Origin of the sequence: Streptomyces sp. NPDC004609 (assembly GCF_042873655.1) — a bacterium.
In the GTDB taxonomy this organism is placed as follows: domain Bacteria; phylum Actinomycetota; class Actinomycetes; order Streptomycetales; family Streptomycetaceae; genus Streptomyces.
In genome coordinates this window covers 1-12,091 of the sequence record NZ_JBIALS010000074.1, presented here as the reverse complement: position 1 = coordinate 12,091, position 12,091 = coordinate 1, and the positions used below count along the sequence as shown (strand labels likewise).

At 71.8% G+C, this 12,091-nt stretch carries 13 protein-coding genes and 1 pseudogene; 8 read left to right on the top strand and 6 right to left on the bottom strand.

Going from position 1 to position 12,091, the window contains the following annotated elements; translation table 11 throughout:
• The 4 genes from ACFYT4_RS35485 to ACFYT4_RS35470 all read right to left on the bottom strand — a co-directional run.
• Positions 1–690, bottom strand: a 690-nt coding sequence (locus ACFYT4_RS35485; protein WP_389278833.1) for a TetR/AcrR family transcriptional regulator, incomplete at its 3' end; no start/stop codon positions are given.
• 156 nt (positions 691–846) lie between these two features.
• Positions 847–1,629 (bottom strand): phosphatase PAP2 family protein, encoded by a 783-nt coding sequence (locus ACFYT4_RS35480; protein ID WP_389278830.1) that lies wholly within the window; start codon positions 1,627–1,629, stop codon positions 847–849.
• 117 nt (positions 1,630–1,746) lie between these two features.
• Positions 1,747–2,682 (bottom strand): M56 family metallopeptidase, encoded by a 936-nt coding sequence (locus ACFYT4_RS35475; RefSeq protein WP_389278828.1) that lies wholly within the window; start codon positions 2,680–2,682, stop codon positions 1,747–1,749.
• Positions 2,683–2,800: 118 nt separating this feature from the next.
• Positions 2,801–3,346, bottom strand: coding sequence for a DUF5134 domain-containing protein (locus ACFYT4_RS35470; RefSeq protein WP_389278825.1), 546 nt, complete (start codon positions 3,344–3,346; stop codon positions 2,801–2,803).
• A 342-nt stretch (positions 3,347–3,688) separates the two neighbouring features.
• Between ACFYT4_RS35470 and ACFYT4_RS35465 the strand changes: the two genes are divergently transcribed.
• The gene (locus tag ACFYT4_RS35465; RefSeq protein WP_389278822.1) at positions 3,689–4,258 is read left to right on the top strand and encodes a GNAT family N-acetyltransferase; all 570 of its coding nucleotides are present in this window, start codon (positions 3,689–3,691) and stop codon (positions 4,256–4,258) included.
• A gap of 126 nt (positions 4,259–4,384) precedes the next feature.
• On the opposite strand, the gene ACFYT4_RS35460 is transcribed toward ACFYT4_RS35465, so the two are convergent.
• Positions 4,385–5,068 (bottom strand): glycerophosphodiester phosphodiesterase, encoded by a 684-nt coding sequence (locus tag ACFYT4_RS35460; RefSeq protein WP_389278820.1) that lies wholly within the window; start codon positions 5,066–5,068, stop codon positions 4,385–4,387.
• A gap of 436 nt (positions 5,069–5,504) precedes the next feature.
• Between ACFYT4_RS35460 and ACFYT4_RS35455 the strand changes: the two genes are divergently transcribed.
• The 5 genes from ACFYT4_RS35455 to ACFYT4_RS35435 all read left to right on the top strand — a co-directional run bounded on the left by ACFYT4_RS35455 (position 5,505) and on the right by ACFYT4_RS35435 (position 10,124).
• Positions 5,505–6,920 carry a DUF6421 family protein gene (locus tag ACFYT4_RS35455; protein ID WP_389278817.1) on the top strand — a complete coding sequence of 472 codons (1,416 nt, stop codon included), beginning with the start codon at positions 5,505–5,507 and terminating at the stop codon, positions 6,918–6,920.
• A gap of 26 nt (positions 6,921–6,946) precedes the next feature.
• Positions 6,947–7,699, top strand: a complete 753-nt coding sequence (locus tag ACFYT4_RS35450) for an SDR family NAD(P)-dependent oxidoreductase (protein ID WP_389278839.1) — start codon at positions 6,947–6,949, stop codon at positions 7,697–7,699.
• Positions 7,696–8,772: a threonine aldolase family protein gene (locus tag ACFYT4_RS35445; RefSeq protein WP_389278836.1), complete on the top strand. Its 1,077-nt coding sequence runs from the start codon at positions 7,696–7,698 to the stop codon at positions 8,770–8,772. Before ACFYT4_RS35450 ends, ACFYT4_RS35445 begins: the two co-directional genes overlap by 4 nt.
• A 71-nt stretch (positions 8,773–8,843) precedes the next feature.
• A complete protein-coding gene (locus ACFYT4_RS35440; RefSeq protein WP_389278815.1) occupies positions 8,844–9,422 on the top strand; it encodes a transglutaminase family protein in 579 nt (192 codons plus the stop codon).
• Between the two features lie 12 nt (positions 9,423–9,434).
• Complete coding sequence (locus tag ACFYT4_RS35435; RefSeq protein WP_389278812.1) at positions 9,435–10,124, top strand: B3/4 domain-containing protein; 690 nt, start codon at positions 9,435–9,437, stop codon at positions 10,122–10,124.
• Positions 10,125–10,184: 60 nt separating this feature from the next.
• Here ACFYT4_RS35435 and ACFYT4_RS35430 read toward each other — a convergent pair whose 3' ends face one another.
• Positions 10,185–10,907: a lysophospholipid acyltransferase family protein gene (locus ACFYT4_RS35430; RefSeq protein ID WP_389278809.1), complete on the bottom strand. Its 723-nt coding sequence runs from the start codon at positions 10,905–10,907 to the stop codon at positions 10,185–10,187.
• A gap of 345 nt (positions 10,908–11,252) precedes the next feature.
• Between ACFYT4_RS35430 and ACFYT4_RS35425 the strand changes: the two genes are divergently transcribed.
• Entirely contained in the window at positions 11,253–11,759 is a 507-nt protein-coding gene (locus tag ACFYT4_RS35425; RefSeq protein ID WP_389278806.1) for a flavin reductase family protein, read from the top strand.
• A 249-nt stretch (positions 11,760–12,008) separates the two neighbouring features.
• A pseudogene (locus ACFYT4_RS35420) lies at positions 12,009–12,091 on the top strand (electron transfer flavoprotein subunit beta); the annotation flags it as partial.

The window sequence follows — 12,091 nt, the reverse complement described above, 5'->3', positions numbered from 1 at the left end:
CCCCCCCCCCCCCCCCCCCACCCCCCCCCCCCCCCCCCCCCCCGCCCCCGGGGGGGGGGGGGGGGGGGGGGGGGGCGGGCGCCCCCCCCCCCCCCCCCCCCCCCCCCCCACACCGAGGTCCCAGTCCAGCCCGTAGCGCTGGAACAGCTCCGCGCGCAGGAGCTCCGGCTGCATCGAGGCGCCCGGCAGCACGATCGAGAAGACCGCGCCCATCAGCTGGGACCGCAGCAGCGGATAGTCCGTGTCGACCTTCCGCGATCCATAGCGCTCCAGGGTGTCCCGCAGCAGGGCGGCCAGCCGCTGCTGGTCCGGGCACTGCACGAGCCCGTCGGCGTGCAGCACTCCGGACATGTGCGCCCGCATCAGGACGGGATGGTCGACCGCGAGTCCGAGGACGGCGTCGATCGCCCGCGCCAGCAGCTCCCGTCCGTCGTCGGTCCGCGGCTCGCGCTCCAGCGCCGCCGCGAGGGTCCGGTGCATCAGCCGGTGCACGGCCGACTGAAGGAGCTGGCGCTTCCCCGGGAAGTAGTACGAGACCAGACCCCGCGCCGAGCCCGCCCGGTCCGCGATGTCGGCCAGGGTGGTCGTCTCGTACCCCCGCTCGCCGACAAGATCCACCGTCGCCTGGAGCAGCCGCTCGCGCGAACGCCGGCGCAGCTCTTCATTGACCGATGCGCTCCGCGGGGACATGCTGGACTCCTGCGTTGACTGGCTCTCAGCCAATATACTCAGCGCGTCCCGCCCGGCGGTCCCCAGGGCCCGCCGGCGGGGGTGCTGCCCGGACCGGGCGACGCGGGGGATCGTCCGGTCCGGGCGGCCTGGTACCCGAATTCCGTGGATCAGGCGCTACGGCGGATCCTCCGCCTGTCCTGTCTCCTTCGATTGTCCCCCGGCGCGCGGGTCTTTCGGGGCGCCCCCGCCGTTCCCGGTCCGGCGGCTCCAGGTCCGCTCGGCCCAGGGGTACAGGGCGAGGGAAAGAGCCACCCAGCAGGCCCCGAAGAGCCAGCCGCCGAGCACATCCGTCGGCCAGTGCACCCCGAGGTACAGGCGGGTGTACCCCACCCCGGCGACGGACACGGCGGCCACGGCCACGCTCCATCCCCACACCGGGCCGGTGGTTTTGCGCCGCCTCAGCAGCCACAGCAGCAGACCCAGGGCGATCACGGCCGTCATGGCGTGCCCGGAGGGGAAGGCCGCGTAGTGGGCGGAGTCGACCGGGTCCGGCCAGCTCGGCCGCTTCCGCCCCACGGCGGCCTTCATCGCCTGCTGTACGAGGGTGCCCAGCGCGACCGTCCCGGCGATCCAGCTCCCGAGCAGCCACTCCCGGCGCGACCACAGCCACAGGACCACGACGGCGATCAGGGCCCGCATGGTCCAGGGGTCCCACACCCAGTCGGTGAGGACGCGGTTGACGTGGACGAGCCCCGGCTCCTCGACCGCCCGGCGGTGCAGCGCCCGGGCCACGGAACGGTCGAAGGACATCAGCGGAGACCAGGAGACGGCCACCAGGACCAGCAGGACGCCCCCGAGGACCCCGAGGACCAGGGCCGCGCGGGCGGCTGCGCCGGGCCGGGGGCGTCGCTGATGAGGCACGGGTGCGGTGGGGGGCGTGGTTCCGGGCGAGTGCATGGGGGAGATCATCCCCGCCCGCCGGGGGAGACCGCCAACCCGGCACCCGAGAACCGCCGGGGCGAACGAATCCGGCCGGCCCGGACCGGCTCCGGGCGCGGACCGGCCCGGTCCGGGTCAGCCCAGCGCGCGGAGCGCGGGCACGAACGCCACCAGCAGCGGGACGACCGGCACCAGCGCCGCGGCGGCCGTCAGCCGCAGCCGGCGGACCGGGGTGAGCCGGGGGGCCGCCGACAGCAGCCGGTTGACACGCTGCGGAAGGTGCGCGTCCGGCGGCGGACAGGGCCCGAACACCCCGCGCTCCTCGTTGAGTTCGACGAGCGCCAGCGCGATCGTCAGCCGTCCGAAGCGCTTGGAGGCCACGTCGTCGGCGGCCAGCTCCACCAGCCGGTGCATCTCGTCGCGGAAGGCGGCGAACACCGGGACCTGCGGGAACCCGTTGGCCAGCGCGGCGGAGCAGTGCAGCAGCCAGTCGTGCCTGGCCCGTGCGTGCCCCTGCTCGTGCGCCAGCACGGCGTCGAGCTGACGTCCCTTCAGTCGGCGCAACGCGGCCGTGGTGATGACCAGTTGGGGGGCCGCGCCGGGCAGCCACCAGGCGTGCGGGCGCTCGCCCTCCAGCACCACCAGCCGGTCACCGCCGGCCGACTCGCCGGGCAGCAGCGGCGCCCGCACCTGGAGGTCCCGGCGGCGCCTTCTGCGCTGGGCCCGCGCGGTACGGATCTCATGGGTCAGCATCGCCGCCGACCACAGTCCGCCGCAGGCCAGGACCACGGCGAGGACGCCGGCCCAGGGGCCGTTCGTACCGAGGGCGTAGGCGTCGACCACTCCCTGCGGCGCGGGCGCGAAGACCTGCCCCCGCACGAGCTGCCAGGCCGCCGCCGCGCTGAAGGTCATGGAGAGCGCGAACGACAGCAGTACCGCCGCCACCACGCACTGCCACACCCACAGGGCCACGATCGGCTCGCGCTCCGACCAGTCGGCGCGCGGCACGAGCCGCGGAGCCACGACAGCGGCCAGTGCACCGAGCAGCAGCAGCACGAGGGAGACCAGCATGGCTTCAGCCTAGAAGCGTCGGCCCACCTGCGGATATGACCTTGGCCCTCAAGTGATGTACGCCACGGAAACGCGCGCCGTCCCTCCTGTCCGCGGCGCCCGCCCCCCGGCGCGGGGATCAGAGGGTGATCAGCATGGCCACCATCGCCAGGCCCATCACCAGCCTGCAGGCCGGGGCCAGTCCCGGCAGCGGGTCGGCGGACGCTCCGCCCGGTGTCCCCGCCGCCGACGGCACGGGCACCAGCCGGACACCCGAGCGCAGCACGTACATCACGTGATACCCGAGCAGCACACCGGTCAGCAGGGGTGTCCCGGCCGCCGTGTGCCCGCCGTGCCCGGCGCCGGGCGCCATGGCCAGGGCCATGTACACCATCGCGAGCGAGCCGACGAGATGGTGCAGATGGTGGCCGCCCCGGCGGGCCGCCCACAGGGCGGCGAACGCGGCGGCGCCGAAGACCACGGCGTACGCCGTCCAGGTCCAGTGAGGGAAGACGACCACGGTCGCGGGGACCGCCATCACCGCCATCCCGAACCCCATCAGGGCCTCGCCGCCCGCCGTCCGGCGGGCCTCACCCGCGCAGCCCCTGGCCCGTACCAGGCAGTACGCACCGGTCGCCGCGCACAGCGCGACGAGCAGCCAGCCGGACAGCACCGGTCCGTGCACGGCGCACCTCCCCCTCGCGGCGGTGTCCCCTCCGCCCCCGGATCGATGCCCGGCGGCCGGGGGGCACACGCGAGCGCACGGAGGTGTACGGGGAGCACCGGGGGGCGGTCCGCCGGCGCCCGGCGGTCCGCGCCGGCACAGGGAAGCCCGGGCGGCCACGGGGAGTGGCCCCGGCTCCGCGGCGTCGGTGGCTTCCGGTGGAGTCCCGGATCCGCCTCCGCGGTGCCTCCCGGGAGCCCCGACCGCCCTTCTGGCCCGTACACGTAGTCTTCAGGGCGTCCGGGGCCGCACGCATGCCCGGGAACGCCCCGCCGACCCGCCCGAGAACGGAGAGCCGCCCTGATGGACGCCGACACCGACACCCACACCGCGCCGCCCCGGATCTCCGCCCCCCTCACCTACCGGGACGCCACCGGCGCCGACGTGCCGGGGCTGGTCGCCCTGATCCAGTCCGCCTACCGGGGTGACAGCAGCCGGGCCGGATGGACCACCGAGGCCGATCTCATCGGCGGCTCGCGCATCGGCGCCGAGGGTGTCCTGGAGGTCATCGAGACACCCGGCAGCCGGCTGGTGGCGGTAGAGCGCGAAGGGGAGACGATCGCCTGCTTCCAGCTCGAACACCGGGGTGAGGCGGCCTGCTTCGGCATGTTCGCCGTGCGTCCGGGGCTCCAGGGCGGCGGGCTCGGGCGGCTGGTCATCGCTGAGGCGGAGTGTCTGGCGCGCGGGGCGTGGGGCGTGCGCGAGATGCACATGACGGTGATTTCGGTACGGGACGAGCTGATCGCCTGGTACGAGAGGCGCGGCTACCGCCGTACGGGAAAGCTGACCCCCTTCCCGTACGGCGACGAGCGCGTCGGCATTCCACTGCGGGACGACCTCGCCTTCGAACTGCTCGTGAAGGACGTGTCCTGACGGCGGGTGCCGGGCCGGTGCCCGGGGAGCGCTGTACCTGAGCCGGCCGGACGCCGCCCGGGACGGAACAGCCAGGGCTGCCGGGCAGCCGGAGGGCCGGCGGGCGAACGGCCGGGCGGTGAACGGTCAGGCGGTGAAGCGGCCCGTGCGCCTGATCTCGGGGAAGTCCGTGGTCGCGCCGTCGAGTTCGAGGGCGCGCACCAGACGCAGATGCTCCTGCGTGTTCACCAGCCAGCCGATCACCCGCAGACCCTCGGCGTGCGCGTGCTCGGTGGTCTCCAGGGTCAGCCGGCGGATGTTCAGCGCGAGTGTGTTCGCGCCCACGGCCTTGGCGCGGTCCACGATGTCGCCGCCCCAGCGGCTGGCGATGAGCACGGTCCGTACACCGGGGACGAGTGCGGAGATCTCCGCGACCGCCTCGTCGTGGAACGACGACACCGTGACCCGGTGGACCAGATCGCGGCGGCGCATCACCTCGGCGAGCGCCCGGGCGGCGGCGACGTCCTTGATCTCGGCCTGGAGAGGGGCGTCCACGGCGTCGAGGACCTCCTCGAAGACCGGGACGCGCTCACCGGCGCCCGCGTTCAGCGCCCGCAGCTCGGCGAGTGTCTTCTCGGCGACGGGACCCGTTCCGTCGGTCGTGCGGTCCACGTCGGCGTCGTGCATGACGACCAGTGCGCCGTCCTTGCTCAGATGCAGATCCAGTTCGATGGCGTCCATACCGCAGCGCTCGGCCCGGATGAAGGAGCGCAGGGTGTTCTCCGGCTCGACGCCCATGACCCCGCGATGACCGATGGTGAGGAAAGTCAAGATTCTCTCGCTTCCGTCGACAGCGGCTCCCGCGCGGCGTGGCCTGACGACGCCGCCCGGCAAGGAGGCAGCCTAATGGCCCGGTCCGCGGAGGGAACCGGTCGCGCGCGTCGGAGTGGAGTAGTCGGCTCCCCGGCTTCGCACCTCCTGTCCGCGATCCCCTCCCGCCTCCGTTTCACCCGGCTGTGGGCGTGTCGCCGACCGGGGTTGACGGCCGCACGGGCCGGGGTGTGTGGCGGCGTCCGGAGCGGGCACCGGAGGGAAGGGGAGGGTGGTGCTCCGATCGGGGGATGCCCTTGCGGGTGCGCCCGGATGCCGTAAACCTTCCGGCGATCACGGGGGTGGTGCAGGATAATTTGCACAAGGTCCACTTGTCCGGAGGAACGCCCCATGGATACGGTGTCTTGACGCGAGGTTCTCCCGTGGAGGAAGTGACATGACGGAAATTCTTGTGCAGGAAGCTGCTCACGCAGCCATATCCACCGCCGACCGGGTGGTTGAGCACCCGGCCTGGCCGAGGCTCAAGAATGCCGTCGAGGAGATCCGTCCCTGGCAGTCCAAGGACGGATCGATCGACTTCGACGCGGACGGCGCACCCACCCGGGCCGCCGCCGAAGCCACGCTCGACCGCGTGATCGACGCCGTCGAGGAGCTCTCCCCGCTGGTGCCGCACGACGCCGCGTACCACCGCGCGCTCGTGGCGGACCTGCGCACCTGGGCCGACGGCGCCTTCGGCGTCCCCGACTTCCTGGACTCCCTGCTCGCCTTCCAGCCCGCCGCCGGGCGGGCCGACGGCCTCCAGCATCTTGTCGTCTTCCCCATGTACACGCAGAACGGCAACCCGGACCGCAATCTGGAGGCCGTCGCCCTGCGCATGGTGTGGCCCGACTGGCTCGCGGAGCTGGAGCGCACCCGCTACGACAACCCCCTGTTCTGCGGCATCACCTTCGAGGACTTCACCTCGGGATACGACACCAACTCGGCCGTCCTCTTCCCCGAGACCATCGCCGTGCGCGAGGCCCCCGAGCGCTTCACCTGGGGCGGCATCTTCTGCGACCGCGAGGCCGCCCGCTTCCGCGCCGTGACCACCGAGGCCGTGGGCGTCCTCGGTCTGGAGCTGCCCGACGACATCCGCGCGATGGTCGGCGACCAGGAGCGCTGCCAGGAGGCGTTCGTCCTCTGGGACATGATCCACGACCGCACCCACAGCCACGGCGACCTGCCCTTCGACCCCTTCATGATCAAGCAGCGCCAGCCGTTCTGGATGTACGGCCTGGAGGAGCTGCGGTGCGATCTGACCGCGTTCAAGGAGGCTGTGCGCCTGGAGGCCGACGGCTTCCCCCAGGGCCGCGACGTGCAGTACGCGGTGCTCTTCGACCGCATGTTCCGCTTCCCGGTCACCGGCGAGCGCGTCCGCAACTACGACGGACTCGGCGGCCAGCTGCTCTTCGCCTACCTCCACCAGCACGACGTGGTGCGCTGGACCGACAACACCCTGAAGATCGACTGGGAGCGCGCGCCGCAGGTCACCAACCAGCTCTGCGCCGAGATCGAGAAGCTGTACCGCGACGGCATCGACCGCCCCAAGCTCGTGCACTGGTTCGCCGCGTACGATCTGGTCTCCACCTATCTGGCGCCGCACCCCGGCTCCCGCTGGGCGAAGGGCCCCGACGCCCTCGACCTGACCCAGCCGCCCCGGAAACTCGTCGACGACGTGCTTCCCGACGAGTTTCCGCTCAGCATGTTCTATGAGGCCCTCTCCAAGAAGCTGAAGAACGTGATCGCCTCGACCAAGGGGATCAGGGCGTCGGACCAGGTGGCCGCGGGCGCCGCTTCAGGGGCCGTCGCGTGACCATCCGTACCAAGGAGGCGACCACCATGAAGAACTCCAACGGTCCGCTGGAGGGAGCCGTGGTCGCGGTCGCCGGGGCGGCGGGCCCGGCCGGGCGCGCGGCACTGCTGCGGCTCGCGGAGGCCGGAGCGACCGTCGTCGGCTCGGACTCCGACCCCGAGCGCCTGGCCTCGGCCGTCGACGCCGCCCGCTACGCCCACGGAGGGGCGACCGTCACCGGCGACACCGTCGACCTGCTCGATCTCGGCGCCACCCGGGAGTGGGCGGACAAGACCGAGAAGGAGTTCGGCCGGATCGACGGACTGGTCCATCTCGTCGGCGGCTGGCGCGGCGGCGCGACCTTCGCCGAGACGAAGATCTCCGACTGGGACTACCTGGAGCGGCTGCTCATCCGCACCGTGCAGCACACCTCGCTCGCCTTCCACGACGCGCTGCTGCGCAGCGACCGCGGACGCTATGTGCTGATCAGCGCCGCGGGCGCCGGCAAGCCCACCGCGGGTAACGCCGCCTACGCCGCCTCCAAGGCCGCGGCCGAGGCATGGACCCTCGCGCTCGCCGACGCCTTCCGCAAGCAGGGGGGCGAGGACGGCCCCCGGGCCGCGGCTGCGATCCTGGTGGTGAAGGCTCTGGTGCACGACGCCATGCGCGCCGAGCGCCCGAACGCGAAGTTCGCGGGCTTCACGGACGTCACGGAACTGGCCGACGCCATCGCCGGTGTCTGGGACCGGCCCGCCAGGGAAGCGAATGGACAGCGCCTGTGGCTGACTCCCCGACCATGAAGAACGCCCCCACCGCGGCCCGGCGCCATCACGACCCCGGAGTACGGGGCTTCGCCAGCGACAACTACGCGGGCGCGCACCCCGAGGTCCTCGCGGCCCTCGCCCTCGCCAACGGCGGCCACCAGGTCGCCTACGGCGAGGACGAGTACACCGAGCACCTCCAGCGCGTGATGCACAGCCACTTCGGGCCGACGGCCGAGGCGTTCCCGGTCTTCAACGGCACCGGTGCCAATGTCACCGCCCTCCAGGCGCTCACCGACCGCTGGGGCGCGGTGATCTGCGCCGAGACCGCGCACATCAACGTCGACGAGGGCGGGGCGCCCGAGCGGATGGGCGGGCTGAAGCTCCTGACCGTGCCGACGCCGGACGGAAAGCTCACCCCCGAGCTGATCGACCGGCAGGCCTGGGGATGGGAGGACGAGCACCGGGCGATGCCTCAGGTCGTGTCGATCACCCAGAACACCGAACTGGGCACGGTCTACACCCCCGCCGAGATCCGCGCGATCGTCGACCACGCGCATGAGCGCGGGATGAAGGTCCATCTCGACGGGGCCCGGATATCCAACGCGGCGGCGTCGCTGGACGTCCCCATGCGGACGTTCACCAATGCCGTCGGCGTCGATGTGATCACCTTCGGCGGCACCAAGAACGGCATGCTCTTCGGCGAGGCGGTCGTCGTCCTCAACCCGGACGCCGTGAGCCATATGAAGCATCTGCGCAAGCTGTCGATGCAGCTCGCGTCCAAGATGCGGTTCGTCTCCGTACAGCTGGAGGCCCTGCTCGCGCGCGATCTGTGGCTGCGCAACGCCCGCCACTCCAACGCCATGGCCCGGCGGCTCGCCGACGGTGTCCGGCAGGTCGACGGGGTGGAGATCCTCCACCCCGTCCAGGCCAACGCCGTCTTCGCCCGGCTCCCGCACGAGGTGAGCGTCCGGCTCCAGCGGCGCTTCCGCTTCTACTTCTGGGACGAGGCGGCCGGCGACGTCCGCTGGATGTGCTCCTTCGACACCACCGAGGACGACGTCGACTCCTTCGTCCAGGCGCTGAAGGAGGAAATGGCCGCGGAGCGGTAGTGGATGCATATGTATGTGGTCGATCGGAAAGTCATTGACTCCGGTCGGTCGCATGTCTAGGGTCGTCGTGCATGGAGCTGAAGCAGCAGACCCCGGAGTTGTCCGCGTACCTCGCCGCGGACGAGGTCATCGACCATGAGCACCCGCTGGTACGGGAGACCGCGGCCGGTCTCCGCGGCCACGGCAAGGATGCATACGTATACGCCGAGTCGGCATTCCTCTACGTCCGGGACGCCATTTCCCACTCCGGGGACGCGGGGGATCCGCGCGTCACCTGGCGTGCTTCGGACGTGCTGCGCCTGCGCACCGGGATCTGCTACGCCAAGTCCCACGCGCTGGCCGCGCTGCTGCGTGCGGAAGGCATCCCGACCGCCCTGTGCTACCAGAACCTGGGCGTCGTCCACGGGCTGATCGCCCTCAGGCTCCCCGGCCGCTCGGTCTGGGCGCGGCAGGATCCTCGCGGTAATCGGCCGGATGTCGACGCGCAGTTCTCGCTGGACGAGGAGCGGCTTGCGTTCGCCGTGCGACCGGAGTGCAACGAAGTGGACTACTCGGTCCTGTATGCTGCACCGCATCCCCGGGTGCTCAGCGCTCTGCAGGGCGCGGACGACCGGGAGGCCCTCTGGACGCATCTTCCCACCGAACTGTGAGGCACTTCCGGCATGGCGCTCACGCTCACCGTCTCCGACGAGGTCAAGGCTCTCGCTCCTGGCTTCACCCATCTCACCGTCGAGGCGTACGGACTGGTCAACGGCCCCAGCACCGACGACAGTTCGGCCCTCCTCGACGACGCGGCCCGCCGGCTCGCCGAACGCCTGGGCGGACGGGCGCCGCACGAGGACCCGCACATGGCCGCCTGGCGCGAGATCTACACGGCGTTCGGCGCCAAGCCCTCCCGTACGCGCAACTCCGCCGAGGCGCTGGCGAAGAGGGCGCTCGCGGACGGCGGGCTGCCCCGGATCAACGCCCTCGTCGACGCCTACAACGCGATCAGTGTGGCCCGTCTGATCCCCGTCGGCGGCGAGGACCTCGACCGCGTCAAGGGCGGGATGCGCCTCGTACGGGCGACGGGTGACGAGCCGTTCGCCACCGTCTCGGCGGGCGAGGAGAAGACCGAGCACCCCGACGCCGGGGAGGTCGTGTGGCGGGACGACGAGGGTGTCACCTGCCGGCGCTGGAACTGGCGGCAGGGCCCGCGTACCCGGCTCACCGAGGACTCCGTGAACGCGATCTTCCTGCTGGAGGCGCTCGACCCGATGACCTCCGGTGAACTGGAGGCGGCGGGAGCCGAACTGGCCGAGTCGCTGGAGAAGCTCAGCCCCGGCGCCCGGATCACCGTCCAAACGCCCTAGGGGACGGGGCCGACTGCGCGGCGGACTCCGGCGCGGGCCCGTGGCGGGCGCCGCCGTGGGTCAGTGGGCCTCGCGGACCTCGGCCGGTGTCGGAGCCGTACCCCCGAGGTGCGCGGGCACCCACCAGGTGTCGGACGCGTCCTTGGGGCGTACGGGATAGGCGCGCTGAGCGGCCTCCAGCAGCTCCTGCACCCGCTCCCGCAGCCGACGGGTGATCGCCCCCGCGTACTGGTCGGTGGGCGCCTCGACCGGCTCACCCACCCGGATCGTCACCGGGAAGTGGCTGCGCCTGAAGTTGCGCGGCCGGCCCTTGGTCCACACCCGCTGGGTACCCCACAGCGCCATCGGGATCAGCGGCACACCGGCCTCCTGCGCGAGGCGCGCGGCACCGGACTTGAACGACTTCAGCGTGAACGACTGCGAGATGGTCGCCTCGGGGAAGACACCGATGATCTCACCGGACCGCAGCGAGTCCAGCGCGTGCTGATAGGCGGACTCGCCCTGGGTGCGGTCCACCGGGATGTGCTTCATCCCGCGCATCAGCGGACCCGACACCTTGTGCCGGAAGACCGACTCCTTCGCCATGAAGCGCACCAGACGCTTCTGGGGGAGGGCCGCGAGGCCGGTGAAGATGAAGTCCAGATAGCTGATGTGGTTGCTGACCAGCACCGCACCGCCCGAACGGGGGATGTTCTGCGCCCCCTGTGTGTCGATCTTCAGGTCCAGCGCCTTGAACATCGTGAGCGCGGCGCCGATGACCGGCCGATAGACGAGCTCTGCCATCTGGGGAGGACCCTTCTGTCGTGCCCGGGGAGGGTTCTCCCGGTAGAAGTTACGCAGCCGTAGGTTTTCGGCACTGCGCAGATCGTGCCCCATGCGCGGCGCCCTGACCAGTCCTGGCGGCCCCGGGGGGCGAGATTCTTGTCACGTCATGACCGGCACCCGCCGAATGGGGAGACACGGCCGGATGTGCGGGCCCGTGGGACCCTCCGCCGGACCCCCGTGGAGGGTGACGGACCGTGAGCCGTGTCGCACCTTTCCCACCGTACTTGACTGCATGCGCCAACCATCGCCACCCTGGCGCTGCGTCCGAAGATCAAGAACTCTCCCTGGGCAGGCTTTTCCTCCATGACGGCTCCGCCCGAACTGCACCCCCGGCGACCCGCCTCTCCCGAACTGCTCCGTTCCGTCTTCCGCCGGCACGCCGCCGGGGTCGCGGTGATCACGGCGCGGGGGCAGGTGCCCGTCGGCTTCACGGCCACCTCGCTCGCCTCGGTGGCGGCCGAGCCGCCGCTGATCTCGTTCGGCGTCGGCACGGCCTCCTTCAGCTGGCAGGTCATCGCCCGTACGGAGCACGTCGGTGTGCACATACTCGGCGAGCACCAGGGGGACCTGGCCGCCCGATTCGCCACCAGGGGGGTCGACCGGTTCGCCCCGCCCACGCGCTGGCGCGGCGGCACGGAAGGCGTTCCGGTGCTGGACGGGGTCCTCGCCTGGATGGTGGGCCGGGTGGTCTCCCGGATCCCCGCCGGCGACCACCACCTCGTCATCGCCGAGGTCGTCGAGGGCGACTCCACGGGGCCCGGGCGGCCGCTCGTCCACTGTCAGGGGCGGTTCGGCGGTCTGCGCGACTGACCCGGCCGGCGGTTCGGCCCGGGTGCGCGCGTCGTTCCGGTTACGCAGCGTTGGCAACGTCACAGTTCCAAGCGCTTGCTCAGTGGGTAGGTTGAGAGAAGCGTACCGGCGAGTAATCCTTCGTCGGAAGCGCCGGTCACTCGACCGGAAACCCCGCCTGCGGGCACTTATGCTGCCTGACAAGGCAGCCCCCGGCCCCTCGGGCACGGGGACACCACGGAAATGGCCACTGCAAGGAGGAGAGCCGGCGTGAGCTTGAGGATCGTTGTCTGTGTGAAGTATGTGCCCGACGCTTCTGGTGACCGGCGTTTTGCGGGTGATCTGACGGTGGA